Below are 25,113 nucleotides of genomic sequence, written 5' to 3'. Positions count from 1 at the left end.
CTTCACGCCATGTCCCGACCGTTTCCCCAGCAGGCCTACGCCGCCCGCATCGCCTTCATGGTCGAACTGGCCGAACACCTGCATGCCTACGGCACCACGTCGCCGCGCCTGGAAGGCGCACTGGTGCAGGTGGCGCAGCGCCTGGGGCTGGAATGCGAGCCCTCGGCCAACCCCACCGGCATGGTGCTGTCGTTCAGCGATCCGATGCGGCCGCCCGGCGACAGCGACACCACGCGCGTGATCCGCATGCCGCCCGGCGAGACCGACCTGTCGCGGCTGTGCGACGTCGACCGCATCGCGGAGGAGGTCCTCGCCGGCGACATCGACGTGGCCGCCGGCCATGCCGCGCTGCGCGCGCTCGACCGTCCGGCCGGCAAGCGCGGCAACGCGCTGCAGGTGCTGGGCTTCAGCCTCGCCGCGGCCGGCGTGGCCGGGCTGCTGCGCCTGCCGTGGCTCGAAATCGCGCTCACGGCGGCAATCGGGCTGGTGATCGGCATGCTGCACAAGGCCGCGCGCACCCGCCCGCGCCTGCGCGAAGCCGGCGATGCGGTCAGTGCCATGGTCGCCGCTGCGATCACCATCCTGGTGGCCGCCTGGGTGGTGCCGCTCAACCTCAATACCGTGATCATTTCGGCATTGATCGTGCTGATGCCCGGGCTGGCGCTGACCAACGCGATCAACGAACTGACCAGCCAGCACCTGATGTCCGGCACCGCGCGCTTCGCCGGCGCGGTCGCGACCATGATCATGCTCACCGTGGGCACGATGATCGCGCTGGGCGCGGCCGACCTGGTCGGGATCGAGCCGCAGGTGCGCGCGTGGCGGCCGCAGCCCGACTGGGTCGAGTGGTGCGCGCTGGCGCTGGCGTCGTTCGCGTTCGCCGTGCTGTTCCGCGCCAAGCCGCGCGATTACTGGCTGGTGATGGTGTCCGCGGTCGGCGCGTACCTGGTGTCGCGGCTGGCGGGCGGCGCCTGGGGCAGCGAGGTCGGGATCTTCCTGGCCGCCCTGCTGGTCACCGTGGCCGGCAACGGCTACGCGCGCTGGGCCAAGCGCCCGGGCGCGGTGGTGCGCGTGCCGGGCATCATCCTGATGGTCCCCGGAAGCTCCAGCGTGCGCACGCTGATGACCTCGATCCAGCAGCAGGACCTGGTGGCCGGCCAGGACGCGGCCCTCGCCGTGGTCAACATCCTGCTGGCGATCGTCGCCGGCCTGATCTTCGGCAACCTGGCGCTGCCGGCGCGTCGCAACCTGTAGCCGCCTTCCCCCGCGTGCGGGGGAAGCTGCCCGAGGGGCAGGTCGCGGCAACTCCCGTGGACGCCTACTCGCTGGCGATCAGGAACTCTTCGGCGGACTTGCCGGCGGCAAGCTGCGCGGCCAGCCAGCGCGGCTTCATGCCGCGGCCGGTCCAGGTTTCCGCCGGGTTTTCCGGGTTGCGGTACTTCGGCGCGACCTTGCCGAGGGTGCGGCCGGCCTTGGCAGGCTTGGCGGCCTTGCCGGTCTTGCGCGTGGCGGCAGGCGCCGCGCCGGCAGCGCCGGTGCCGAACAGCTCCGCGATGGTGTAGCCCTCGGCGGCCGCGGCGGCCTTGATGCGCGCGCGCACCGTGGTGATCGGCTTGCGCTTCTTCAGCGTGGTCTTGCGCGCCTTGGCCTTGTTGATGAGGGTGTCCAGTTCCTTTGCGGAAAGGTTCTGCAGGTCGATTGCCATCGTGTGCTCCGGTTGTAATGCAGGGGGAGGGCGGCGCAGCGCCGGCCCGGTTTCAGTTCAGTGCGGGCGCGCGGCCACGCGTGCGAACAGCGCTTCGCGTTCGAGGCTTTCGGCCTCGGAGGCGGTGCGCGCGCGGTATTCGAACGTGCCCGACTCCAGCCCGCGCGCAGAGACCACCACGCGATGCGGGATGCCGAGCAGTTCCATGTCGGCGAACATCGGGCCCGGGCGCAGGCCGCGATCGTCGAGCACCACGTCGACGCCGGCCGCGGCCAGCTCGTCATGCAGCGCCGTCGCCGCCGCCAGCACGGCCGGGTCGTTCTTCGGATTGATCACGCACACCGCGACCGCCCACGGCGCCATCGCTTCCGGCCAGATGATCCCGGCGGCATCGTGGTTCTGTTCGATGGCGGCGGCGACGATGCGCGACACGCCGATGCCGTAGCAGCCCATCATCGGCACCACCGCCTTGCCGGTGTCGTCGAGCACCTTGCAGTCCATGGCGCGCGCGTAGGTGTCGCCGAGCTGGAAGATGTGGCCGACCTCGATGCCGCGCACGATGCGCAGCACGCCGCCGTCTTCGGCGCGATCGCCGTCGACCACGCTGCGCACGTCGGCGACCGTCTCGGGCTCCGGCAGGTCGCGGCCCCAGTTCACGCCGGCGAGGTGCGCGCCGAGGCGGTTGGCACCGACCACGAAGTCGGCCATCGCCGCGACGTCGCGGTCGGCGACCACGCGCACCGGGCGCGCCGGCGCCACCGGGCCGAGGAAGCCGGGCTCGCAGCCGAGGTGTTCGAGGATCTCGGCTTCGGTGGCCAGGCGGTAGGCACCAAGGCCGGGCACCTTGGCCAGCTTGATCTCGTTGGCGTCGTGGTCGCCGCGCACCAGCACCAGCACAAACTGCGGCTGGCCTTCGCTGTCCTCGCCCATCACCGCCACCGACTTCACCGTGCGCTGCAGGGCGATGCCCATCAGCGCGGCGACGTCGGCACAGGTCTTCTGCACGGGCGTGGCGATCGCGTGCATGTCTTCGGACGCGGCCGGTCGCGGCGCGGGATCCGCCGCGCGCGCGGCCTCGACGTTGGCGGCGTAGCCGGCCGCGTCGTTGCGTCCGGTGTCCGACCAGGCGATCGCGTCCTCACCGGAATCGGCGAGCACGTGGAACTCCTGCGAGGCGTCGCCGCCGATCGCGCCCGAGTCCGCCAGCACCGCGCGGAAGCGCAGCCCGAGGCGGCTGAAGATGCGCGTGTAGGCGGCATGCATGCGCGCATACGACTGCGCCATGCCCTCGGCGTCGACGTCGAACGAATAGGCGTCCTTCATCAGGAACTCGCGCGCGCGCATCACGCCGAAACGCGGGCGGATCTCGTCGCGGAACTTGGCCTGCACCTGGTAGAAGGTCACCGGCAGCTGCTTGTAGCTGGCCAGCTCCTGGCGCGCGAAGTCGGTGATGACTTCCTCATGCGTGGGGCCGTAGGCGTACTCGGCGTCCTTGCGGTCGCGGATCTTCAGCAGCTGGCCGCCGAACTTCTCCCAGCGCCCGGTCTCTTCCCACAGCTCGCGCGGCTGGATCGACGGCATCAGCATCTCGAGCGCGCCGGCGGCGTCCATTTCCTCGCGCACCACGGCTTCCACGCGGCGCAGCACGCGCAGGCCGAGTGGCGACCAGGTGTAGATGCCGGCTGCGAGCTTGCGGATCATCCCCGCCTTGAGCATCAGCTTGTGGCTGACCAGCTCGGCTTCGGCCGGGGTTTCCTTTTCGGTGCGGAGATGGAACTGCGACAGGCGCATTGGCGGCTTGTGGTCGTGGCGAGGCCGCTGATTGTGCCATGCAGCACGGGCATGGCCGCATCCGGCGCCGCGGCGCGCGGCGTCAGAGACGTCGACCGTCGACTTCGATGCCTTCGCGCGGCTGGATATCGACTTTCTCAAAGCGTCGCCCGCGCGGCGGCGGTTCCTGCGTCACCTGCACAACGCCGGCGTCGTCCGTCCAGCGGTAGAGCACCGGGCGTGCGTCTTCGGCGTTGGCGGCGGCGGCCTGCTCGGCACGTGCCCGGCGTGCTTCTTCGGCCGCTTCCGGCTCGCGGGAGACCCACCAGGCCACCGCGATCCCGGCGGCGATGCCTGCAACCACGGCCCAGCGGGTGTCCATGCCGGCGTGTCCGTCAGGGCGTGCAGTAGGCCTTGATCGCCGCCTGCGCCAGTTCCATCTGGTTGGCGCGCTGGGTGGGGTCGAGCACCTGGTCGGGCTTGCCGTCACCGTCCGTGTCCTGCTGCACGTCGCCGGCGCTCTGCAGGGCGGCCATGTTGGCGCGCGCGGCGCTGCACTGCGCGTTTTCCGGTGCTGCGACGGCTGCCTGGGCGACCGGGGCGGCGCTGCCGGCCGAGTTGATCAGGCGCTGTTCGTAGCGGCCGTTGGCCGGCGGCGTCTGCGAATAGTGGGTCACGCCATTGGCGTCCTTCCACTGGTAGACCTCGCCGGCAGTCTGCTGCGCGTGGGCGGCGGGAATCGCGGCCAGTGCGATGGCGATGCCGAGAACAATGCGGTTCATGCGGGGTCTCCTGCCTGTCAAGGCGTTGGCCCGCGATTGCAGCACCGGCTGGCGGCGGGCGCAAGCGCGGCGGCGCTGTTCCGTGACCGGCGCGCGCGGCGGTGCCGGTCGCCCCGCGGGTACACTTGCCCCCATGGATGACCAGACGCCCCAGCCGCGCCGCGCGCGCGGCATCTACCTGCTGCCCAACCTGTTCACCACGGGTGGGTTGTTCGGCGGGTTCTTCGCCATCATCGCCGCCTCGCAGGGGCGTATCGAAGCCGCGTGCATCGCGATCTTCGTGGCCGCGATCCTCGATGGCCTCGACGGCCGCGTGGCACGGCTCACCAATACCCAGAGCGATTTCGGCGTGCAGTACGACTCGCTTTCCGACCTGGTGAGCTTCGGCATGGCGCCGGCGCTGGTGATGTACCACTGGTCGCTGGTGGCGATGAAGCTCGACGGCACCACGCTGGGCAAGGTCGGTTGGCTGGCCGCGTTCCTGTATGCCGCCTGCGCGGCGCTGCGCTTGGCGCGGTTCAACAGCCAGGTGGGCAAGGTCGACAGCCGCTGGTTCATCGGCCTGGCCAGCCCCGCCGCGGCCGGGGTGATGGCGAGCTCGGTGTGGACCTTCCACACGCTAGACCTCAGCGGCGAGGCCATGCGCTATGCGGCGCTGGCGATCACCGTGGTCTGCGGCCTGCTGATGGTCAGCCAGTTCCGCTACACCAGCTTCAAGGGCCGCGGCAGCGGACCCGGCTCGGACCGGGTGCCGTTCTTCTCGCTGCTGCTCATCGTCGCAGCGCTGATCGCGCTGTGGATCGACCCGCCCAAGACCCTGCTCGCGGTGCTGGGCGTGTACGCACTGTCCGGGCCGGCGCTGTGGCTGTGGCGCCTGCGCCGCACGCGCACCGGCGGTGGCGTGGCGTGAGCTGGGACCCCTGGCAGCGCGAGGTGCTGGAGGCGCTCGGCCACCAGGTCTATGCGCGCGCGCCGGTGCCGGGTGACGAAGTCCCGGACGATGCACTCGCGCACGCCCTGCTGCGCGCCGCGCGCCGGGCGATCGATGATCCGGGCGCCGCGGCGCTGCTGCGTGCGCTGCCGCCACTGGCATTGCTGCGTGGTGATCCGCGCGCCAAGCGCGCGCTGTGGCCGCGGCTGCGCGCGCTGCGCGGTGGCGCGCCGGGATGAGCGCCGCGGTCGAGCCCGCGCTGCAGCCGACCATGCGGCCGATGCGCGAGGCCGACCTGGACGCGGTGATGGTGGTGGAGCGCCGCGCCTACCCCTATCCGTGGACGGCGGGCATCTTCCGCGACTGCCTGCGCTCGGGCTATCCCGCCTGGGTGCTGGCGCTGGATGGCGTGCTGATCGGCCACGGCGTGCTCAGCATCGCCGCCGACGAGGCGCACGTGCTCAACGTCTGCGTGGACCCCGACCGCCAGGGCCGCGGCTACGGCCGCCACCTGCTGCGCGCGCTGCTGCGCGAGGCGCGCGGCCGCGGCGCCTGCCGCGTGTTCCTGGAAGTGCGCCCGTCCAATCCGAACGCCATCGCCCTCTACGAGGACGAGGGCTTCAACGAGATCGGCCGCCGCCCGCGCTATTACCCCGCCGACCAGGGCCGCGAGGACGCCATCGTGATGGCGATCGAGCTGTTCGACCCGATGGAGTGATTGACGCGCGGCGTTAGAGCCGCGCGCGCTGCGCCGCCAGCGTGTCGCGCTGCGCGTTCCAGTCGGCCAGGCGCGTGCGCTCCTGTTCGACCACCGCCGCCGGCGCGTTGCTGACGAAGGTCTCGCTGGCCAGCTTGGCCTGCGACTTCGCCAGCTCGCCCGCCACGCGCTTCAACTCCTTGTCGAGCCGGGTGCGTTCGGCGTCGAGGTCCACCAGGCCTTCCAGCGGCACGTACAGGCACAGCTCGCCGACCATGGCCGCGGCGGACGGTGGCGGCTCGTCGGCGATCGCCTCGATCGCGTCGATCCGGTTGAGGAACCTGAGCTCGGGCGCGAAGCGCAGCGCGCGTGCGGCGTCGTCGGCGCTGCCGCCGGCCAGCAGCAGGCGGATCGACTTGGCCGGCGACACGCCGAGCTCGCTGCGGATGCGGCGCAGCGCGGACACCATCGCCTTCAGCCATTCCACGTCGGCCTCCGCACGCGCCACGTCCAGGCCGGCGAAATCGCCCGCCTGCGGATAGCGCTGCAGCATGATGGTGTCGGCGGCGATGCCCAGGCGCGGTGCAACCTGCAGCCACAGCTCCTCGGTGACGAACGGCACCAGCGGGTGCAGCAGGCGCAGCAGGCGCTCGAGCACCAGCAGCAGCGTGCGGCGCGTGCTCTCGGCGGCGGCGCGGCCCTCGACCGTGCCGGTGTCGCCCTGCAGCGCGGGCTTGGCCAGTTCGACGAACCAGTCGCAGAACTCGTTCCACGCGAATTCGTACAGTGCCTGCGCCAGCAGGTCGAAGCGGTAGCTGGCGAAGTGCGTTTCGGCCTGCGCGGTGACGGCGGCGAGGCGGGCGAGGATCCACTTCTCGGGATCGGTGACCGGGGCGAGGGGAAGTTCCGCCGTGTCGCCCGCAGCAACGGCGCTTGCATCCGCCATGCCTTCGGTGTTCATCAGCACGAAGCGGGTGGCGTTCCACAGCTTGTTGCAGAAGTTCTTGTAGCCCTCGGCGCGGGCGAGGTCGAACTTGATGTCGCGGCCGGGGCCGGCGAGCGCGGCCATGGTGAAGCGCAGCGCATCGGCGCCGAACGCGGGAATGCCGTCCGGGAACTCCTTGCGCGTGGCCTTCGCGATCTTCTCCGCCATCTTCGGCTGCATCAGCCCCGCGGTGCGCTTGGCCACCAGCGCATCGATGCTGATGCCGTCGATCAGGTCCAGCGGGTCGAGGATGTTGCCCTTCGACTTGGACATCTTCTGGCCGTCCTTGTCGCGGACCAGGCCGGTGACATAGACGTCGTGGAACGGCACCTGGCCGGTCAGATGGTCGGTCATCATGATCATCCTGGCGACCCAGAAGAAGATGATGTCGAAGCCGGTGACCAGCACGCTGGACGGCATGAACTGCTCGAAACCGCGCTCGCGCATGGCGTCGGCATCGGGCCAGCCCATGGTGCTGAACGGCCACAGCGCCGAGGAGAACCAGGTCTCCAGCACGTCGCTGTCCTGGCTGAGCGTGCCGCTGTAGCCGGCTTCGGTGGCGTGCGCGCGCGCCTCGGCCTCGTCGCGGCCGACGAAGATGCGGCCGTCGTCGGCGTACCACGCCGGAATGCGGTGGCCCCACCACAGCTGGCGGCTGATGCACCAGTCCTGGATGTTCTCCATCCAGTGGCGGTAGGTGTTGATCCAGTTGCCGGGCACGAACTTCACATCGCCCGGCGCACCGTCCGCGCCTTCGACCAGCGCCAGGCCGCGCTGCGCCAGGCCGTCCATCTTCACGAACCACTGGTCGGTGAGCCACGGCTCGATGACCTGGCCGGTGCGGTCGCCGCGCGGCACCTGCAGCTTGTGTGCGCGGGTTTCGACCATGAGGCCCGCAGCTTCGAGGTCGGCGAGCACGGCCTTGCGCGCGTCGTAGCGGTCCAGGCCGCGGTACGCGGCCGGGATCGCGTCATCGCCGGACACCACCTGCGCGTCGGCGGTGAGGATGTTGCGCAGCGGAAGGCCATGGCGCTGGCCCACCGCGTAGTCGTTGAAATCGTGCGCGGGCGTCACCTTCACCACGCCGGTGCCGAACGCGCGGTCCACGTACGCGTCGGCGATCACCGGGATCTCGCGCCCGGTCAGCGGCAGGGTGACGCTGCGGCCCACGAGGTGCGCATAGCGCGTGTCGTCGGGGTGCACCATCACCGCGCTGTCGCCGAGCATGGTTTCCGGGCGCGTGGTGGCGACCACCAGGTAGTCGCGGGTCTCGCGCAGGGTCTCGTTGCCGTCGGCATCGTGCTCGACGTGCTCGTAGTGCGCGCCATCCGTGAGCGGATAGGCGATTGACCACAGGAAGCCGTCCTCCTCCTCGCTCACCACTTCCAGGTCGGAGATCGCGGTCTTCAGCACCGGGTCCCAGTTGACCAGGCGCTGGCCGCGGTAGATGAGGCCGTCGGCATGCATGCGCACAAAGGCTTCGAGCACCGCCGTGGAGGCGATCGGATCCATGGTGAACACGCTGCGCGACCAGTCACCCGAGGTGCCGACGCGGCGCATCTGCTGCGCGATGGTGTCGCCGGACTGGCCCTTCCACTCCCAGACCTTGTCGATGAAGCGCTCGCGCCCGAGCGAGTCGCGGGTTTCTCCCTGGTCCTCGCGGTCCAGGTTGCGCGCGACCACCATCTCGGTGGCGATGCCGGCGTGGTCGGTGCCCATCTGCCACAGCGTGCGGAAGCCGCGCATGCGGTGGTAGCGCACCAGCGCGTCCTGCAGCGTGTGCTGGAACGCATGGCCCATGTGCAGGGTGCCGGTGACGTTGGGCGGCGGCAGCAGGATCGAGTACGCGGGGCCGTCGCCGCAGGGCGCGAACACGCCACTGGCTTCCCACTGCGCGTACAGGCGGGATTCGAAGGACTTGGGGTCGTAGCCGGTGGCGAGGGTCATTCAGGGGCTCGTGGTCGGGGCAGGACGGGGGCGGACCCCCGCGTCACATGTCGTATTTCTTCAGGTCCAGGCCGCGCGCCTTGTACTGCGTCCAGCGCTCGCGCAGCGGGCCACGCGCGGAGTCATCGGCGGGTACCACCTCGAGCACGCGCTCGAAGTCGCCTTCCACCGGCGCATCGCGCAGGTTGAGCACCAGCGCGCGCAGCGGCACGTCGCTGCCGGGCGCGGCGATGAGCACGTCGGCTTCATCCTCGCCGCCGTCGTCGTCATCGTCGAAACCGGCGCCGGCGATCTGGTGCGGCACGTAGGCGTCGGGGTCGAACGACCACAGCAGGTCGTCGAGCCGTTCGGCCTGGTCGGCGTCGCGGGCCAGCACCAGCATCGGCTGGCCGGCGGCCTGCGCCTTCTTCGCCAGCTCGCAGACGAGCAGCAGCGGTTCGTCGCGGAACCGCGGTTTCGCGATCAGGTAGAAGTCGGCGCGGGCCACGGGCGGGCTCAGCCCGCCTGGTCCAGCAGCCACTGCGACAGCAGGCCGACCGGGCGGCCGGTGGCCAGCCCGCTCTTGCCGCTGTGGCTGGCGCTGCCGGCGATGTCGAGGTGCGCCCAGCGCTGGCCTTCGGTGAAGCGCGCCAGGAAGCAGCCCGCGGTCACCGCACCGGCCCAGCGGCCGCCGATGTTGTAGACGTCGGCGAAGGTGGAGTCGAGCATGGTCTGGTACTCGTCCCACAGCGGCAGGCGCCAGGCGCGGTCGAACACGTGCTCGCCGGCGGCCAGCAGTTCCTGCGACAGGTCGTCGTGCTTGCTCATCAGCCCCGTGGCGAAGCTGCCCAGGGCGACCATGCAGGCGCCGGTGAGCGTGGCCACGTCGACCAGCGCCTGCGGCTCGAAGCGCTGCGCATAGGTCAGTGCGTCGCACAGGATCAGGCGACCCTCGGCATCGGTGTTGCCGATCTCGATGGTCTTGCCGGACATGCTGGTGACGATGTCGGAGGGGCGGTAGGCGTTGCCGTCGATGGCGTTCTCGACCGCCGGCACCACCACCACGAGGTTGATCGGGAGATCCATGCCCGCGGCCGCGACGAACGTGCCCATCACCGAACCGGCGCCGAGCATGTCGTACTTCATCTCCTCGATGCCGCCCTGGGTCTTCAGGTTCACGCCGCCGGTGTCGAAGGTGATGCCCTTGCCGACCAGCACGTAGGGCTTGGCGTCGCCGCCGTTGTTCCACTTCAGGACGATGAGCTTCGGTGCATTGGCCGAGCCGCGGGCGACCGCCAGCAGCGAGCCCATGCCGAGCTTCTCCATGTCCTCGCGCTCGAGGACCTCGCAGCTGGCCTTGTCGAAGCGCGCCGCGAAATCGCCGGCCTGCTGCGCCAGGTAGGCCGGGTTGCAGATGTTGGGCGGCAGGTGGCCGAGCTCTCGCGTGAACTCGACGCCGGCGGCGATCGCCTGGCCCTGGGCCAGCGCGGCGGCATCGCTGCCGGTGATCTCCAGGCGCTCGAGGCCCTTCTCGTCGCGCTTCTTGTTCTTTTCGCCCAGCGTGGCGACGTAGCGGTAGCTGGCGTGGCTGGCGGCGATGGCGGCCTGGCGGATCGCCCAGGCGACGTCGCGGCCGGCAACCTCGAGCTCGGACAGCGTCAGCAGCGCCGAACGCGCCGGACCGGTCTTCAGCGCGCGCGCGGCATCGGCCACGGCCTTCAGATACTGCGGCACCGCGAACTTGCCCGCCTCGCCCAGGCCGATCACCAGCACCCGCGGCGCGGCCACGCCCGGCAGGTCCAGGAGGAGCGTGCTGCGGCCGGTGGCGCCGTCGAGGTCGCCACGGGCGGCCAGCGCCGACAGGCGGCCACCACTGGCCTCGTCGAGCGCGCGCGCGGACGGCGCAAGGGTCTTGTCGGCAAAGGCGCCAACGACCACGCAGTCGACCTGGGCGGCGGCGGGTGGGGTCTGGTTCAGGGCAAGTTGAAGGCTCATGGGATCCTGTTCTGCGGTTCTCGTGAAGTGTTCCTTACAATCGGCGCTTCTAGAATGCGGCGGATGCGCCGCAGCGCCAGGTCCTGGCGCGGCCGATGCGGTGTATGGACGAACCCCCGATTCTAATGCAAGGCCGCTGCCGGATGCCGAAGCTCGACACCTACCTGTTCCGCGAATTCGCCCAGGCCACCTTCGCGGCGCTGGTCGTGCTGCTGATCGTCAGCCTCGGCGGGGTGTTCGCGGACGTGCTGGGCGACATCGCGCGCGGGCGGGTGCCGGCCGGGCTGATGCTGTCGCAGTTGGGCCTGCAGGTGCTCAATTACCTGCCGCTGATCCTGCCGCTGGGGCTGATGCTGGGCCTGCTGCTGGGCGTCGGGCGGCTGTACCGCGATTCCGAGATGCCGGTGCTGATCGCCACCGGCGTCGGCCCGCGGCGCCTGCTGCGCCCGCTGATGATGCTGGTGCTGCCGGTGGCCGGCTTCATCGGCGCCTGTTCGCTGTGGCTGGGCCCGTGGGCCAACGACTATTCGCAGCGGATGGTGGCGGAGGGCAACCGCAGCCTGCTGCTGGCCGGGCTGGAGGCCGGGCGCTTCGTCGAGCTGCCCGGCGGCGGCGGCGTGGTCTACGTGGGCGCGATGTCCGATGACGGCTCGGCGCTGGCGCGGGTGTTCGTCTACCGCTCGGACGAGGAGCGCATGGACGTCACGACCGCGCGCACCGGGCAACTCTCGGTCGACGGCGCCGAGCGCTACCTGAAGCTGGACCAGGGCTTCCGCGTCGAAGGTCCGCTCGCCGAAGGCCTGGATTTCCGCATGATGCGCTACGCCGGCAACGAGATGCGCCTGCCCGACGCCGAGACCCGGCCGGCCAGCGAAAACCCGGAATACGACTCCACCCTGGCGCTGCTCGGCGACGCCAGGCCCGAGGCGCGCGCGCAGCTGCATGCGCGCATCGCGCCACCGCTGCTGGCGCTGGCATTCGCCCTGCTCGCGGTGCCGCTGGCGCGCAGCCCGCCGCGCCAGGCCCGTTACGGCCGCATCGTGCTCGGCTTCCTGGCGTATGTGATCGGCATCAACCTGATGCTGCTGGGCACCGAATGGATCGCCGACGGCAAGATCCCGGTGGCGCTGGGCCTGTGGTGGCTGGTGCTGCCGCTGCTGGCGCTGGGCGCGTGGATGTACTTCCGAGACGGCAGCGTGGCCGCGCCGCGGCGCCGGGCGCGGGCAGCGGAGGCGGCGCGATGATGCCGTTCCCGAAGATCCACGACCTGTATGCCGCGCGCACCGTGGCGGTCACCGTGCTGCTGACCTGGATGGTGCTGGTCGGCCTGGATGCGGTGCTGGCCGGCGTGCAGGAGATCAAGCACATGGGCGATGGCGACTACGGCTTTGTCAGCGTGGTCACCTATGTCGCCTATACCGTGCCGCGACGCGCCTACGTGATGTTCCCGACAGCGGCGGTGATCGGCACGCTGATGGGCCTGGGCCAGCTGGCGGCCACCACCGAACTCACCGCGCTGCGCGCGCTGGGCGTGTCGCGGCGACGCTTGAGCCTCTCGGTCGCGGCGCCGCTGGTCTTGCTGACGGTGGCGATGATGCTCAACGGCGAGACCCTCGCGCCGGGCGCCCAGCGCAGCGCCGACGCCATGAAGTCGGCGGCGCGCTCCAGGGACATGATCGTGGCGCAGTACTCGGGCCTGTGGGCACGCGAGGGCAACACCTTCCTCAACGCCCGCACCGGCCAGGAGCGCAGCGACGGCAAGGATGCGTGGCTGGAACTCAACGGCGTCCGCCTGTTCGAGTTCGACGACGACGGACGACTGGAATCGATCGCCGACGCCGCCGTGGCCGAACATCGCGCCAGTGGCTGGCTGCTGCGCGACGTGCGCCGCGTGTACTTCGAGCCGCGCGAGGTCAGCGCGACGAGCATCGGCGAGGAGCACTGGGAATCGCAGCTCGACGCCGCCGCGCTCGCCGCCAGCGCCGGCAGCGCGTTCCGCCCGCGCTACATGCCCGCCCGCGACCTGGCGGAAGGCATCGAGTACCGCCGGCGCAACCGCCTGGATGCCAGCGAGTTCCAGGAGCACTACTGGGGTCGCTGGTTCTATCCGTTCAACGTGCTGGCGCTGTGCCTGGCGGCGATTCCGTTCGCCTTCGGTTCGCTGCGCAGCGGCGGGCTGGGGAGGCGGCTGTTCATCGGCATCGTGTTCGCGCTCGGGTTCTGGCTGCTCCAGGCCCAGGCGGTGAAGCTGGCGGCGGTGTACCGCTTCGATTACCGGCTCGCGTACGCGGTGCCGCCGGCGGTCATGTTGTTCGTGTCCTGGCTGCTTTTCCGACGCCGGAGTGGGTGAAATCCCAGGTTGCGGTGGCGCGTGCCGGCAGGTACACAGTTCATCCATGACTCCGGGTGGCGCGCCGCGCCCGCAGCAGGGATGCCGGGACACCGGGGCGCAACTACCAGACGGAGAAGCAGAAGATGCAGAGCAGCATGCGTATGGCCGCGGCCGTCGCCATGATCGTGGGCGTCGGCCTGTTGGGCATGGGGGACGCCGAAGCACGTCGTGGCGGCAAGGAGAAGGGCACGCCGGCGTGGATGAACGAAAACGGTGAAGTCATCGACTCGACCAAGGTCGAGGCGGGTTATGGCGAGACCGTCACCGGCCTGGGCGACTGGGAAGGCGAGATCACCGGCAAGCCGGCGGCGGGCAGCAAGTTCACCAAGCTCCAGATCGGCATGCCGATGAAGCAGGTGACCGATCTGGTGGGCGATCCCACCGACCAGGGCGCCTATGTCACTGGCAAGGCGTTCATCCCGTTCTTCTTCGGCGGCGACCGCTACCGCTACGAGATGGCCTACAAGGGCCAGGGCCGGCTGGTGTTCGCCGGCGAGTCGATGGGCACCGGCGGCAACCTGATCTGGATCATCCACAACAAGGACGACTCGGGCTATCGCTGAGCGTCACTGACGTCGTGACCGGAGACCCCGCGAAAGCGGGGTTTTTCTTTGTGGCCGTGCCGGGTACCAAGGGCCTTGAGGACTCATGTCCCCCGGCGCTGGCCTGGCGGCCATCGCCTCCTCCTTGACTTCGCCCACAAGGCCCTTGGCACCCGGTACGCCCCACTACGCGGTGGCTCAAAGGCACACCCAGCGATCCCGGGCATTGCGCTCCGGCTTGGGCTTTGCTCCTCGGCTTGGTCTTTGCTCTCGGGTGACCCAAAGTCGCCACCCAGCACCGAAGTGGCCGGGAGGCCTTCGCGGGGAAGTAAAGGAGGAGGCATCCGCCGCCAGGCGGATCCGGGGGACATGAGCCGCGAAGGCCTCCCGGCCACCAGAGGGCCTTCCAGAGCGAGGCGCGGCGTTTGAATCCTCCGAAGGGCCCGTCGACAATACCGGCCCCCGGAACCACGGCAGCCTCGCATGACCATCCTCCGCATGACCGACCTCGACCTCGCCGGCAAGCGCGTCCTGGTCCGCCAGGACCTCAACGTGCCCGTGGCCGCCGGCCGCGTCACCTCCGACCAGCGCATCACCGCGTCATTGCCGACGCTGCGCGCGCTGCTCGACGCCGGCGCCGCGGTGATGGTCATGTCGCACCTCGGGCGCCCCACGGAGGGCAGCTGGAGCGAAGCGGATTCGCTCGCGCCGGTCGCCCTGCGCCTGTCCGAGCTGCTCGGCCGCGACGTGCCGCTGGTCCGCGACTACCTCGATGGCGTCGACGTGGCCCCTGGCCAGCTGGTGCTGCTCGAGAACTGCCGCATGAACGTCGGCGAGAAGGCCGACGACGAAGCACTCGCGAAGCGGTATGCCGCGCTGTGCGACGTGTTCGTGATGGACGCGTTCGGCACCGCGCACCGCGCGCAGGCGTCCACCCACGGCGTGATCCACCATGCCGCGCAGGCGGTTGGCGGCCCGCTGCTGATGGCCGAACTGGATGCGCTGGCCAAGGCGCTGCACCAGCCGGCGCGACCGCTGCTGGCAATCGTCGCCGGCTCCAAGGTGTCCACCAAGCTCGAGCTGCTGTCGTCGCTGGTCGGCAAGGTCGACCAGCTGATCGTCGGCGGCGGCATCGCCAACACCTTCATTGCCGCGGAAGGCCACGGTGTCGGTGCATCGCTGCACGAAGTCGACCTGCTCGACACCGCGCGCGACATCATGGCCAAGGCGCGCGCGCGTGGCGCCGAGATCCCGGTGCCGACCGACGTCGTGGTGGCGCCGGCGTTCAAGGCCGATGCACCGGCCACCGTGAAGCCGGTCGACGCGATCGCCGACGGCGAGATGGTGCTCGACATCGGTCCGGAGACCGCCGCGCGCTACGCGGAGATGATCGCCAAGGCCGGCACGGTGTTGTGGAACGGGCCCGTCGGCGTGTTCGAGTTCGATGCCTTCGGCAAGGGCACCGAAACCCTCGCGCGCGCGATCGCGGCGTCGCCCGCGTTCTCGATCGCCGGCGGCGGCGACACGCTGGCGGCGGTCGACAAGTACGGCATTGCCGGCGACATCTCCTACATTTCCACCGGCGGCGGCGCGTTCCTGGAGTTCCTGGAAGGCAAGGTGCTGCCGGCGGTTGCCGCGCTGGAGCAGCGCGCGGGCTGACCAGCGTTCGTCGCCACGTGGCCTTCGTGTAGGCTCCCGGACGGGGTCGGGGGGCCGGCCGGGGGAGCATGGATGATGCGTTGGCTGATTGGATTGGCGTGCCTGCTGTTGCCTGTTGCCGCGACAGCGCAGGTGACGCACGCGAGGGGCGAGTTCGCGTTCGCGATCGAAGCGGAGCCCGGCTTCGTGCAGCGCGTTGAAGTTCCGCTGGAGTGGGACCCGGCCGCGCCCGGCCACGACGAGCCGCGTTGGCGCTACTGGTGGCATGACGCGCAGACCGACCGCCGTGGCGCTGCCGACCACCAGTACGCGGAGCATGTGTTCGAACCGCGTGCCACCTCGGTGCTGGGGGAGGCGGGGCGGTTCCAGGTGTCGTTCAACCCCGACTACCAGACGCTGGCGTTCCACCGCGTGGAGCTTCGCCGCGACGGCCGCTGGGTCGACCGCCTGGTGCCGGAGCGGATCTCGCTGGCGCGCCGCGAGCGCGGGTTCGAACAGGATCTCGCCGACGGCCTGGTGTCGGCGCTGGTGGTGCTGGACGACGTGCGCGTGGGCGACGTGGTGCGTGTCTCGTATTCGATCAAGGGCAGCAATCCGGTGCTCGCCGGGCAGGTGTCGGACTGGTCGCAGCTCGGCTGGCGCAACCCGGTGCTCGGCAACCGCCTGCGCGTGCTGTACGACCCGGGCACCGAGCCCGCCGTCCACCGCGAACACACCGATGCCGAAGCCGTGGTCACCCGGCGCGATGACGGCGTGGAAGTGGTCGTGGCCAGCGCGGCGATGGCCGCCGTGCTCGACGAAGGCGACTACCCCGCCTGGCACCAGCCGTTCCCGCAGGTGCAGGTGGCGCCGGCGCGCAGCTGGGCGGACGTGGTGGCCTGGGCGCTGCCGCTGTATCCGCAACCGCCACCGCTGCCGGCGGACCTGGAAGCGCGCCTGCGCGAGTGGGCCAGGATCCGCAGCCCGCTGGAACGGCTGACCGCAGTGGCGCGGGCGGTCCAGGATGAAGTCCGCTATTTCGGCGTCGAGATGGGCGAGAACACCCACAGGCCGAGCGCGCCCGGGGTCACATGGGAGCGCCGCTTCGGCGACTGCAAGGACAAGTCCTACCTGCTGGTCACGCTGTTGCGCCGACTCGACATCCACGCCGAACCGGCGCTGGCTTCTGTCGGCCGGGGCCGCGCGGTTGCCGGGTTCGTGCCCTCGGCGTCCGACTTCGACCACGTCATCGTGCGCGTCCGCCTCGGTCGCGAGGTGCGCTGGGTGGATCCCACGCAGACCTACCGCGGCGGCGCCGCGGGCGATGCCGACCTCAGCGGCTACGGCATGGTGCTGCCGCTGATGGCCGGCTCCGCGGCGATGGTCGAGATCGCGGCGCCCGCCGTCGGCCCGGGTGGCGTGCACGTCACCGAACGCTACGCCCCGGCCGCCGATGCCGCCCACGTCACGCTCGAAGTGGCGACCGTCTACAGCGGCGATGCCGCGGATGGCGCACGCCGCGGGGCCGCCACGGAGCGTCGCGAGGAGCGGGGCCGGCGCTATGCCGACTACTACCGCAAGCGCTTCGGCGAACTCGACGCGGTGTCGCTGCCGGTGATCCTCGATGACCGCGACCGGAACCGCATCACCGTCACCGAGGCCTACCTGCTCAGGGACGCGCTTCAAGCCGAAGGCGCGGCGCGCGCCATGGATACCTACGCGGACTCGCTGGACTCGCCGAGCCGCCTGCCGTCGGTGATGCAGCGCCACGGGCCACTGGCCGCCAGCCAGCGCGGCCGCTATCGCCATGACATCGAATTCCACATGCCGGAAGGCTGGAGCGCGCGCTTCGGCCAGGAGCGGGATGTGCAGGCCGTCGAAGGATTCGCGTACAGCCGTGAGGTCGACGTGCTCGATGGCGTGGCGGCGCTTCGTTACCAGCTCGACGTCGCCGGGCGCGATGTCGAACCCGGCGAGGTGCGCACGCACGTGGGCAGCCTGCGCAAGGTGCGCGACGGCCTGTCGGCGCGCCTGCGCTTCCAGCCGCCGGCCGCGCAGGCGTCGGCGGAGCGACGCCGCAGGCTGGAGGCCCTGTTGAAGGACACCATGAAGAAGGACGGGCAATGAGGTCGGCACCGGTGCGCAGTCTTCGCCGCGGCGCGTGCGCCGCACTCCTGGCGCTGGTCGCCGCGCCGCCGATGGTGGCGGCGGAGTCGCCTTCCGCCGTTGTTGCCCGTGACGTCGAAGCGGCGTGGGTCCGCTTCCTCGCCGAGGGTGACGCTGCGGTCGTGCATCCCGCGTACGGGGTCCTGTCCGCGGTCGCGTACGACGGTCAGCATGTCGATGCGGAGGCATGCGGCCGCGAAGCGCAGGCATTGGACGCCGCGCTCGCGGCGGCGCCGGTCGGCATCGCCTTGCAGCGCGTCGCGCTGCTGTGCGCCGAGGCCGTCGGCGACAGCCAGGCCGCGGATGTGGCCGCCGACGCCCTCTCGGCGCTTGCGCGCCTGGCCTTCGCGAGTGCCGGCGATGCCGACTGGTCGCCACCGATCCGCATCGTGCGCATCGAGGACGCCTACGCCCTGTTCCAGACCGCCGGCATGGACGTGCGCCATGCCTATTTCCAGGACCTCGTCCCCGGTCGCCACTTCCCGCTGCGGGTCGCGGCGTGGGATGCAGCCGCGGGCCGCGAGCGGAATTTCGTCTTCGATTTCATCGACGTCGGCTACCACATCGACCGCGCGGCGGAGCACGCCGGTTTCCCGCTGCTGCGGGTCGAGCTGGCGGAGGCGTGGATCGAGGCACTGGCACCCGCCGAGGTCGCCGCCCGCGACCATCAGGCATTGCTGCTGGCGTCGCAGGCAGCAGGCGTGGCGGAAAAACTTGTGGCGGTGCGTGACGCGGCGGCGGCCGGCGGCATCCAGTCGACCCGCACCTGGATCGTGCTCTGCCTGCAGGCGGACATCCCCGGCTGTGGCGAGGGCCTGGTCGACGCGATCCTCCCGCATGCCGAAGCCACCCGGTCGCTGTCGATGGTGCACCTGGCCGTGGCCTACGCCGAGGGCCTCGGCATGGAGCCCGACCAGGGCGCCGCGGATGCGCTGCTTGCCGCGGCAGATCGTCGTTCGCGCCCAGGTGACGCGCTGGTCGAATACCTCTCGCTGCGTGCGCTGGCACGGGACGGGGACGTCGCCGAGGCGTCGCGCGCACGCCTCCGCGCGCTCGCCGGCGAAGGACAGCCAGCGGCCGTGCTCGCCTTCCTCGCCGGCGGGCCCGCGATTGAAACGTGGCCCGCGGGGCTTGCCGAGCGGCTTGCCGCCTCGTCCTTCAAGAGCTCCGGCAGCGCGGCGCGCCTGCTGGCGCAGCATCATCGCCAGGCCGGCAAGGCAAGCGACGCGGACGCGTGGCTCGAACGGGCTGCTGCGCTCGGGGATGCGCAGGCGCAGTCCGAACTGGGCTTTGCACTGGTTGACGCGGTGCCGCTGGACGACGCGCGGCAGGCGCGCGCCGAGGCCCTGCTGCGCGAAGCGGCGCACGGTGGCGACATCGGCGGTGCGCGCTACAGCGCGATGGTGTCCGCCCGGCAGGGGCGGGTGCGCGAGGCCGAGACCTGGTTGCTGCCGGCCATGCGCCGCGGTTCCGCCCCGGCTGCGCTGGACCTGGCGCGCATGGTGCTGAGGCAACCGGAGCCGGTGACCCGGATCACCATCGCGGCCACCCTCGACATGCTCCGCGAGCTTGCCGGCGAAGAAGGCGGTCTGGCCGAGGCGCGCCAGATGCTCGCGGAGGTGCTCATCGACGGCATCGGCACCGACAAGGCGCCGGCCGAGGCCGAGGCGCTCCTGCTCGTGGACGCCGAGACGGGCGACGTGACGTCGATGGCCTACCTCGGCAGTGGCTACCTGCGCGGCGCGTTCGGTACGCGCGACGTGGCGGCCGGTCGCGCGTGGATGGAGCGCGCGGTCGCCACCGGTAACCCGGACGCGTACGCGGAGTTCGGCAGCGGCCTGTACTACGGCGGCGAAACCGCCGCCGAACGCGCGGAAGGGATCGCGTGGTGGACGAAGGGGCTGGAGGCCGGCAACGACATGGCCGCCAACAACCTGGCCTGGGCGTTCTGCACGTCGCGCCACACGGACGTGCAGGATGCCCGGCGCGGACTCGAGGTCGCGCGCGCACTGGAGGCGCGGATTGCCGACGCCCGCCCGAGCCTCGTCGATACCTTCGCCGCGTGCCACGCGGCCGCAGGCGACCACGCGCAGGCCGTCGTGCTCCAGCAGCGCGCGATCGACGGGCTGCCCAAGCGCGACGACGGGCAGCCCGATGACCGCAGCGGCTACGGCGACAGGCTGGCGCTGTACCGCGCAGGGCGGGCGTATGTCGAACTCGAGGATCCCTGACGCCGGGCCGGCTGCCGCGCCGCTCGGCTAGGATGGGCGACGGCACGCGTTCCGTGCCATCCATCCCGAGAGGCCCGCATGTCCGACCACCGCCGCCGTACCCGCATCCTCGCCACCCTCGGGCCCGCGACCGACGCGCCCGGTGTCCTGGATGCGCTGCTGCAGGCCGGGGTGAACGCGGTGCGCCTCAATTTCTCGCACGGTGATCCGGCCGACCAGGCCGCGCGTGCGCAGGCGGTGCGCGAGGCCGCGCAGCGCGCCGGTGTCGAGGTCGGCATCCTCGCCGACCTGCCCGGGCCGAAGATCCGCGTCGAGCGTTTCGCCGAAGGTCGCGTGGCGCTGGTCGCCGGCGCGCGTTTTGACCTGCTGGCCAGCGTGGACGCGCCCCTCGGCACGCAGCACGAGGTCGGCGTCAGCTACCTCGGCCTGCCCGGCGACCTTGCGCCCGGCGACGTGCTGATGCTCGACGACGGCATGGTGCAGCTGCGCGTGGAGCGCATCCAGGGTCCGCGCATCGTCACCGTGGTGCTCAACGACAGCGTGCTGTCGGACCGCAAGGGGCTGAACAAGCTGGGCGGCGGCCTGTCGCTGGGCGCGCTCACCGAGCGCGACCGCGAGCTGATCGCCGTCGCCGCGGGCATCGGCGTGGATTTCATAGCGGTGTCGTTCTGCCGCAACGCCGCCGACATGGACGAGGCGCGCGCCATCGCGCGCGCGCACGGCTCGGATGCGGCGATGGTGTCCAAGGTGGAGCGCGCCGAGGCGATCGAGAACCTCGGTGAAGTGATCGACGCCAGCGACGTGGTGATGGTGGCGCGCGGCGACCTGGGCGTGGAGATCGGCGACGCCGAGCTGCCGGGCCTGCAGAAGAAGATCATCCGCGAGTCGCTGGCGCGCGGGAAAGTCGTGATCACCGCCACGCAGATGCTGCAGTCGATGGTCGACAGCCCGATGCCGACGCGTGCGGAAGTGCTCGACGTCGCCAACGCGGTGATCGACGGCACCGACGCGGTGATGCTGTCGGCCGAGACCGCGGCCGGCAGTTTCCCGGTGCGTGCGGTGGAAGCGATGGCGCGGATCTGCGTGGGCGCCGAGCGCCAGTTCGCGCACGACACCGACTTCGAGGCGGCGCAGCGCAACCTCGAACGCGCCGACCAGGCGATCGCGATGGCGGCGATGTTCCTGTCCGAGCACATCGGCGTGCGCGCGATCGTGGCGATGACCGAATCCGGCGGTACCGCGCGCTACCTGTCGCGCTACCGCTCCGGTGCGCCGATCTACGCGTTCTCGCGCCACGATGGCGCGCGCCGGCGCATGACCCTGATGCGCGACGTGTTCCCGATGGGCTACGACAGCCGCGGACAGACGGCGCTTGAAGCCGGCCGCGGCAGCGTGCGCGCGCTGGTCGAGGCCGGCCTGCTGTCGGTGGGCGAGCGCGTGGTGTTCACCAGCGGCCAGCACATGGAGACGCACGGCGCCACCAACACCCTGCGCCTGCTGAAGGTCGGCGAGCAGGGCCACGCCGAGGGCCTGGGCGAGCTCTGAGGCCGCGCGCGGCGGCCCCGCGGGTGGCGAACGGCTATAATCGCCGGCCCTTCCCGTGCAGGACGCCAACACCATGAGCATCGAACAGCTTGCCGAAACCGCCCTCGCCATGGTCGCCCCCGGCAAGGGCATCATCGCGATCGACGAATCCACCGCCACCATCGCCAAGCGTTTCGCCGGCGTGGGCATCGAGAACACCGAAGAGAACCGCCGCGCCTACCGCGAGCTGCTGCTCACCACGCCGCGCCTGTCCGAGCACATCAGCGGCGCGATCCTGTTCGACGAGACCATCCGCCAGTCGACCAAGAGCGGCGTGCCGTTCGCGAAGTACATGTCCGACAACGGCATGATCCCGGGCATCAAGGTCGACAAGGGCACCCACGCGCTGGCCGGTTTCCCGGGCGAAGTGGTCACCGAGGGCCTCGACGGCCTGCGCGCGCGCCTCGAGGAGTACTACAAGCTCGGCGCCCGCTTCGCCAAGTGGCGCGCGGTGATCAACATCGGCGAGGACGTCCCGTCCGGCACCTGCATCGAGGCCAACGCCCACGCGCTGGCGCGCTACGCCGCGCTGTGCCAGGAGCAGGGCCTGGTGCCGATGGTCGAGCCGGAAGTGATCATGGACGGCAACCACGACATCGAGACCTGCTACGAGGTGAGCGAGGTCACGCTGCGCGCGCTGTTCGATGCGCTGTACAACCAGAACGTCGCGCTCGAGGGCACCATCCTCAAGGCGTCGATGGTGCTGCCGGGCAAGGATTGCGAAGAGCAGGCGTCGGTCGAAGACGTCGCCGAAGCCACCCTGATGTGCCTGAAGTCGTCGGTGCCGGCGATCCTTCCGGGCATCGTGTTCCTGTCGGGCGGCCAGAGCGACGAGGACGCCACCGCGCACCTCGACGCGATGAACCGCCTGGGCCCGAACCCGTGGCCGCTGTCGTTCTCCTACGGCCGCGCGATGCAGTCGGCGGCGCTGCAGCTGTGGTCGAAGGACCTCACCGGCAACTACGCCAGTGCCCAGCAGACGGTGTTCGCCCGCGCCCGCGACAACGGCCTGGCGGCGCTGGGCCAGTGGGGCGACAACGACTGACGCCCGTCGTCATTCGCTCAACGGAAACGCCGGCTCACGCCGGCGTTTTTCTTGGGCCCTGTGGTGGCCGTGAGGCCGTGGCGGCTCATGTCCCCCGGCATCCGCCTGGCGGCGGATGCCTCCTCCTTGACTTCCCCGCCACGGCCTCACGGCCACTTCGGGGCTCGGTGGCGGCTGTGGGCGACGGAGAGCAAAGGCCAAGCGCAAGCCGAAGCGCACTGCACTGGATCGCGGGGTGTGCCTTTGAGCCACCGCGTACTGCGGCGTACCGGGTGCCAAGGCTCTTGAGGGCGAAGTCAAGGAGGAGGCGATGGCCGCCAGGCCATCGCCGGGGGACATGAGTCCTCAAGGGCCTTGGTACCCGGCGCCCGAATCAGCGCCGCGCTTTCGCTGGAATCGCGAAAACGCTTCGCGGGATATGTCGAGCAGGAGAGCTCAGGGCAGCCCCGCCAGCCACTCGTCGTCCGAGCCTTCGCTGATGCCTTCGAACAGAGGCGTGGAGAAGTAGCGCTCGCCGGTGTCGGGCAGCATCGCCAGGATCACGTCGCCGTCGCGCGCGGTCTTCGCCACCTCGAGCGCCGCGGACACCGTTGCGCCGGCCGAGATACCGACGAAGATGCCTTCCTCGGCCGCGAGCCGGCGCGCGGTGGCGATGGCATCGGCGTCAGCGACCGACAGCACCTGGTCGGCGACATCGCGGTTGAGCACCTCGGGCACGAAGTCCGGCGTCCAGCCCTGGATCTTGTGCGGCGAGAATTCCTTGCCCTGCAGCAGCGCCGCCACTTCCGGCTCGCAGGCGGTGACCTTCACTTCAGGGCGTGCGAGCCGCAGCATCTCGCCGACGCCGGTGAGCGTGCCGCCGGTGCCCCAGCCGGTGACGAAATGGTCGAGCCGGCGGCCGGCGAAGTCCTGCAGGATCTCGGCCGCGGTGGTGTTGCGGTGCCAGGCGGGGTTGGCCGGGTTGGTGAACTGGCTGGCAAGGAACCAGCCGTGTTTTTCGGCGAGTTCCCGGGCGCGGCGCACCATTCCGCTGCCGCGCTCGGCGGCCGGCGTGAGAATGAGCTTGGCGCCATACGCGCGCATCAGCTTGCGGCGCTCGATCGAGAACGAATCCGCCATGGTCGCCACGAACTTGTAGCCACGCGCGGCGCAGACCATCGCCAGGGCCACGCCGGTGTTGCCCGAGGTCGCTTCGACCACGGTGTCGCCGGGCTTGAGCACGCCGCGCTTCTCGGCGTCCAGGATGATGGCGATCGCCAGCCGGTCCTTGACCGAGCCGCCGGGATTGAACGATTCGATTTTCGCGTAGATGGCGACGTTGCCAGGCGCGATGCGGTTGAGCCGCACGACCGGAGTGCTGCCGATGGTGTCGAGGATGCTGTCGTGGATCATGGCGTCGTCCTGGAGGGGAGGGGACGGGGCCGGCAGCGCTGGCCCGCGATGCAGCCACAGAGTGCGCCCTAACGCACGGGCGTGCCAGCGGTTGACAGCGACAGCGCGGCCCGCGCGAAAGTCTGATGGCACACGTCCCGGTCATCGGCACCCCGTAGAATCCCGCGATTGACCCACCGTCGTGCGTGAAGATGCCCTGTTCCCCGATTTCCAAGCCGTTCCTGCGCTGCTGGCTGCCGGCCGCGCTCGCACTCGCCCTCGCTGCCTGCGGAGGGCAGGATGCCCCGGCGGCGCGCACCGAGGCCGCCGTCATGGTCACCACGGCGACCGTGGCGATCCGGCCGTTCAACGACCGCATCCGTGCGCTTGCCACCGTCAATGCGCGTGAATCGGTGGACGTCACCGCCAAGGTCAGCGAGACGGTCGACCGCGTGCATTTCGAGAGCGGCGACGAAGTGGCCGCCGGTGCGCCACTGGCGACGCTGAGCGGGCAACAGCAGGACGCCGCGCTGGCAGCCGCGCGCGCCACCGCCAACGAGGCCGATCGCCTGTACCGCCGCCAGCAGGAACTCGCCGCGCAGCAGCTCATCGCGCGCGCCTCGCTCGATACCCAGGGCGCCACGCGCGACAGCGCGCGTGCCCAGGTGCGGCAGATCGAAGCCAACCTGCGCGACCGCGTGATCCGCGCGCCGTTCGCCGGCGTGCTCGGCATCCGCCGGGTCAGCCCCGGCGCGCTGGTGACGCCGGGCACGGTGATCGCCACGCTGGATGACATCGCGCGCGTCCACGTCGACTTCCCGGTGCCCGAGGCGCAGCTTGGGCACGTGGCGGCAGGACAGCGCGTGACCGGCACCAGCAGCGCATGGCCTGGCCGCGCGTTTGAAGGTGCGGTGAGCATCGTCGATTCGCGCGTCGACGCGGCGACGCGCGCCGTCACCGTGCGCGCCGACTTCGCCAATGCCGAACGCCTGCTGCGCCCCGGCATGCTGCTGCAGGTGGAGTTGGAGCGACCGTCGCGTGATGCACTGCTGGTCCCCGAGATCGCCATCGTGCAGGTGGGTCGCGACTCGTTCGTGTACCGGGTGAAGGCGGATGACACCGTCGAGCAGGTCATCGTCGGGATCGGCGCGCGCGACGCCGGCTACGCCGAAGTCACCAGCGGGCTGGCCGCCGGGGACCGCATCGTCGTCGACGGCACCGGCAAGCTGCGCCCCGGGCTCGCCGTCCGCGAGGCGGCGCCGGCGTCCGCCACGCCGGCACGCGCCGCCGAGCCCGCTGGATCCACGGAAGCCGGCGATCCCGCCGCCGCGGCACCGGCCGGGACCTGAGCGC

At 70.9% G+C, this 25,113-nt stretch carries 21 protein-coding genes; 13 read left to right on the top strand and 8 right to left on the bottom strand.

Annotated features, from left to right (window positions below; translation table 11 throughout):
• Positions 1–9: 9 nt before the first annotated feature.
• Positions 10–1,254: a threonine/serine exporter family protein gene (locus JHB91_RS07575; protein WP_199374941.1), complete on the top strand. Its 1,245-nt coding sequence runs from the start codon at positions 10–12 to the stop codon at positions 1,252–1,254.
• A gap of 64 nt (positions 1,255–1,318) precedes the next feature.
• On the opposite strand, the gene JHB91_RS07570 is transcribed toward JHB91_RS07575, so the two are convergent.
• The 4 genes from JHB91_RS07570 to JHB91_RS07555 form a co-directional block, all read right to left on the bottom strand.
• The gene (locus JHB91_RS07570) at positions 1,319–1,705 is read right to left on the bottom strand and encodes an H-NS histone family protein (protein WP_199374942.1); all 387 of its coding nucleotides are present in this window, start codon (positions 1,703–1,705) and stop codon (positions 1,319–1,321) included.
• A 57-nt stretch (positions 1,706–1,762) separates the two neighbouring features.
• The gene (locus JHB91_RS07565; protein ID WP_199472284.1) at positions 1,763–3,496 is read right to left on the bottom strand and encodes a proline--tRNA ligase; all 1,734 of its coding nucleotides are present in this window, start codon (positions 3,494–3,496) and stop codon (positions 1,763–1,765) included.
• Between the two features lie 82 nt (positions 3,497–3,578).
• Positions 3,579–3,857, bottom strand: a complete 279-nt coding sequence (locus JHB91_RS07560; RefSeq protein ID WP_199472283.1) for a DUF4124 domain-containing protein — start codon at positions 3,855–3,857, stop codon at positions 3,579–3,581.
• A 13-nt stretch (positions 3,858–3,870) separates the two neighbouring features.
• The gene (locus JHB91_RS07555) at positions 3,871–4,257 is read right to left on the bottom strand and encodes a DUF4124 domain-containing protein (RefSeq protein ID WP_199374945.1); all 387 of its coding nucleotides are present in this window, start codon (positions 4,255–4,257) and stop codon (positions 3,871–3,873) included.
• A 133-nt stretch (positions 4,258–4,390) separates the two neighbouring features.
• Between JHB91_RS07555 and pssA the strand changes: the two genes are divergently transcribed.
• From pssA to rimI, 3 genes are read left to right on the top strand one after another with little or no spacing between them, the layout of a single operon-like run.
• Complete coding sequence (gene pssA, locus JHB91_RS07550; RefSeq protein WP_199374946.1) at positions 4,391–5,167, top strand: CDP-diacylglycerol--serine O-phosphatidyltransferase; 777 nt, start codon at positions 4,391–4,393, stop codon at positions 5,165–5,167.
• Positions 5,164–5,427 (top strand): hypothetical protein, encoded by a 264-nt coding sequence (locus JHB91_RS07545; protein WP_233348374.1) that lies wholly within the window; start codon positions 5,164–5,166, stop codon positions 5,425–5,427. The genes pssA and JHB91_RS07545 overlap by 4 nt, the downstream gene beginning before the upstream one ends.
• A complete protein-coding gene (gene rimI / locus JHB91_RS07540; protein WP_199374947.1) occupies positions 5,424–5,906 on the top strand; it encodes a ribosomal protein S18-alanine N-acetyltransferase in 483 nt (160 codons plus the stop codon). Before JHB91_RS07545 ends, rimI begins: the two co-directional genes overlap by 4 nt.
• A 13-nt stretch (positions 5,907–5,919) precedes the next feature.
• On the opposite strand, the gene JHB91_RS07535 is transcribed toward rimI, so the two are convergent.
• From JHB91_RS07535 to JHB91_RS07525, 3 genes are read right to left on the bottom strand one after another with little or no spacing between them, the layout of a single operon-like run.
• Positions 5,920–8,817: a valine--tRNA ligase gene (locus JHB91_RS07535; RefSeq protein WP_199472282.1), complete on the bottom strand. Its 2,898-nt coding sequence runs from the start codon at positions 8,815–8,817 to the stop codon at positions 5,920–5,922.
• Positions 8,818–8,860: 43 nt separating this feature from the next.
• Positions 8,861–9,304, bottom strand: a complete 444-nt coding sequence (locus JHB91_RS07530) for a DNA polymerase III subunit chi (protein ID WP_199374949.1) — start codon at positions 9,302–9,304, stop codon at positions 8,861–8,863.
• An 8-nt stretch (positions 9,305–9,312) separates the two neighbouring features.
• Positions 9,313–10,791, bottom strand: coding sequence for a leucyl aminopeptidase (locus JHB91_RS07525; protein ID WP_199472281.1), 1,479 nt, complete (start codon positions 10,789–10,791; stop codon positions 9,313–9,315).
• 143 nt (positions 10,792–10,934) lie between these two features.
• Between JHB91_RS07525 and lptF the strand changes: the two genes are divergently transcribed.
• From lptF to JHB91_RS07485, 8 genes are all read left to right on the top strand, one after another.
• The gene (lptF, locus tag JHB91_RS07520; protein WP_199472280.1) at positions 10,935–12,035 is read left to right on the top strand and encodes an LPS export ABC transporter permease LptF; all 1,101 of its coding nucleotides are present in this window, start codon (positions 10,935–10,937) and stop codon (positions 12,033–12,035) included.
• Positions 12,032–13,141: an LPS export ABC transporter permease LptG gene (lptG, locus tag JHB91_RS07515; protein WP_199472279.1), complete on the top strand. Its 1,110-nt coding sequence runs from the start codon at positions 12,032–12,034 to the stop codon at positions 13,139–13,141. The genes lptF and lptG overlap by 4 nt, the downstream gene beginning before the upstream one ends.
• A 188-nt stretch (positions 13,142–13,329) precedes the next feature.
• Positions 13,330–13,746 carry a hypothetical protein gene (locus JHB91_RS07510; protein ID WP_199472688.1) on the top strand — a complete coding sequence of 139 codons (417 nt, stop codon included), beginning with the start codon at positions 13,330–13,332 and terminating at the stop codon, positions 13,744–13,746.
• Positions 13,747–14,208: 462 nt separating this feature from the next.
• Positions 14,209–15,384 carry a phosphoglycerate kinase gene (locus tag JHB91_RS07505; RefSeq protein WP_199472278.1) on the top strand — a complete coding sequence of 392 codons (1,176 nt, stop codon included), beginning with the start codon at positions 14,209–14,211 and terminating at the stop codon, positions 15,382–15,384.
• A gap of 75 nt (positions 15,385–15,459) precedes the next feature.
• Positions 15,460–17,490, top strand: a complete 2,031-nt coding sequence (locus tag JHB91_RS07500) for a DUF3857 domain-containing protein (protein ID WP_199472277.1) — start codon at positions 15,460–15,462, stop codon at positions 17,488–17,490.
• Positions 17,487–19,760, top strand: a complete 2,274-nt coding sequence (locus JHB91_RS07495) for a sel1 repeat family protein (protein WP_199472276.1) — start codon at positions 17,487–17,489, stop codon at positions 19,758–19,760. Before JHB91_RS07500 ends, JHB91_RS07495 begins: the two co-directional genes overlap by 4 nt.
• Before the next feature lie 78 nt (positions 19,761–19,838).
• Positions 19,839–21,305: a pyruvate kinase gene (gene pyk, locus JHB91_RS07490; RefSeq protein ID WP_199374956.1), complete on the top strand. Its 1,467-nt coding sequence runs from the start codon at positions 19,839–19,841 to the stop codon at positions 21,303–21,305.
• A gap of 73 nt (positions 21,306–21,378) precedes the next feature.
• Complete coding sequence (locus JHB91_RS07485) at positions 21,379–22,389, top strand: class I fructose-bisphosphate aldolase (RefSeq protein ID WP_199374957.1); 1,011 nt, start codon at positions 21,379–21,381, stop codon at positions 22,387–22,389.
• A 435-nt stretch (positions 22,390–22,824) separates the two neighbouring features.
• Here JHB91_RS07485 and cysK read toward each other — a convergent pair whose 3' ends face one another.
• Positions 22,825–23,781 (bottom strand): cysteine synthase A, encoded by a 957-nt coding sequence (gene cysK / locus JHB91_RS07480; RefSeq protein WP_199472275.1) that lies wholly within the window; start codon positions 23,779–23,781, stop codon positions 22,825–22,827.
• A gap of 191 nt (positions 23,782–23,972) precedes the next feature.
• Here cysK and JHB91_RS07475 point away from each other — a divergent pair, with 191 nt between their 5' ends.
• Positions 23,973–25,109 carry an efflux RND transporter periplasmic adaptor subunit gene (locus JHB91_RS07475; RefSeq protein ID WP_199472274.1) on the top strand — a complete coding sequence of 379 codons (1,137 nt, stop codon included), beginning with the start codon at positions 23,973–23,975 and terminating at the stop codon, positions 25,107–25,109.
• Positions 25,110–25,113 lie beyond the last annotated feature (4 nt).

Origin of the sequence: Luteimonas sp. MC1828 (genome assembly GCF_016461615.1) — a bacterium.
Classification (GTDB): Bacteria; Pseudomonadota; Gammaproteobacteria; order Xanthomonadales; family Xanthomonadaceae; genus Luteimonas.
The sequence above is the reverse complement of the archived record's forward strand: the minus strand, read 5'-3'. Positions and strand labels throughout refer to the sequence as shown.

Excerpts from the sequence above, each read along its gene's own strand:
- JHB91_RS07510 (WP_199472688.1), top strand. The coding sequence starts at position 13,330 with ATGGGGGACGCCGAAGCACGTCGTGGCGGCAAGGAGAAGGGCACGCCG.
- JHB91_RS07535 (WP_199472282.1), bottom strand. The coding sequence starts at position 8,817 with ATGACCCTCGCCACCGGCTACGACCCCAAGTCCTTCGAATCCCGCCTG.
- pssA (WP_199374946.1), top strand. The coding sequence starts at position 4,391 with ATGGATGACCAGACGCCCCAGCCGCGCCGCGCGCGCGGCATCTACCTG.
- JHB91_RS07575 (WP_199374941.1), top strand. The coding sequence starts at position 10 with ATGTCCCGACCGTTTCCCCAGCAGGCCTACGCCGCCCGCATCGCCTTC.
- JHB91_RS07485 (WP_199374957.1), top strand. The coding sequence starts at position 21,379 with ATGAGCATCGAACAGCTTGCCGAAACCGCCCTCGCCATGGTCGCCCCC.
- rimI (WP_199374947.1), top strand. The coding sequence starts at position 5,424 with ATGAGCGCCGCGGTCGAGCCCGCGCTGCAGCCGACCATGCGGCCGATG.
- lptF (WP_199472280.1), top strand. The coding sequence starts at position 10,935 with ATGCCGAAGCTCGACACCTACCTGTTCCGCGAATTCGCCCAGGCCACC.
- pyk (WP_199374956.1), top strand. The coding sequence starts at position 19,839 with ATGTCCGACCACCGCCGCCGTACCCGCATCCTCGCCACCCTCGGGCCC.
- JHB91_RS07495 (WP_199472276.1), top strand. The coding sequence starts at position 17,487 with ATGAGGTCGGCACCGGTGCGCAGTCTTCGCCGCGGCGCGTGCGCCGCA.
- JHB91_RS07565 (WP_199472284.1), bottom strand. The coding sequence starts at position 3,496 with ATGCGCCTGTCGCAGTTCCATCTCCGCACCGAAAAGGAAACCCCGGCC.
- JHB91_RS07475 (WP_199472274.1), top strand. The coding sequence starts at position 23,973 with ATGCCCTGTTCCCCGATTTCCAAGCCGTTCCTGCGCTGCTGGCTGCCG.
- JHB91_RS07525 (WP_199472281.1), bottom strand. The coding sequence starts at position 10,791 with ATGAGCCTTCAACTTGCCCTGAACCAGACCCCACCCGCCGCCGCCCAG.
- JHB91_RS07505 (WP_199472278.1), top strand. The coding sequence starts at position 14,209 with ATGACCATCCTCCGCATGACCGACCTCGACCTCGCCGGCAAGCGCGTC.
- JHB91_RS07570 (WP_199374942.1), bottom strand. The coding sequence starts at position 1,705 with ATGGCAATCGACCTGCAGAACCTTTCCGCAAAGGAACTGGACACCCTC.
- lptG (WP_199472279.1), top strand. The coding sequence starts at position 12,032 with ATGATGCCGTTCCCGAAGATCCACGACCTGTATGCCGCGCGCACCGTG.
- JHB91_RS07555 (WP_199374945.1), bottom strand. The coding sequence starts at position 4,257 with ATGAACCGCATTGTTCTCGGCATCGCCATCGCACTGGCCGCGATTCCC.
- JHB91_RS07560 (WP_199472283.1), bottom strand. The coding sequence starts at position 3,857 with ATGGACACCCGCTGGGCCGTGGTTGCAGGCATCGCCGCCGGGATCGCG.
- cysK (WP_199472275.1), bottom strand. The coding sequence starts at position 23,781 with ATGATCCACGACAGCATCCTCGACACCATCGGCAGCACTCCGGTCGTG.
- JHB91_RS07500 (WP_199472277.1), top strand. The coding sequence starts at position 15,460 with ATGCGTTGGCTGATTGGATTGGCGTGCCTGCTGTTGCCTGTTGCCGCG.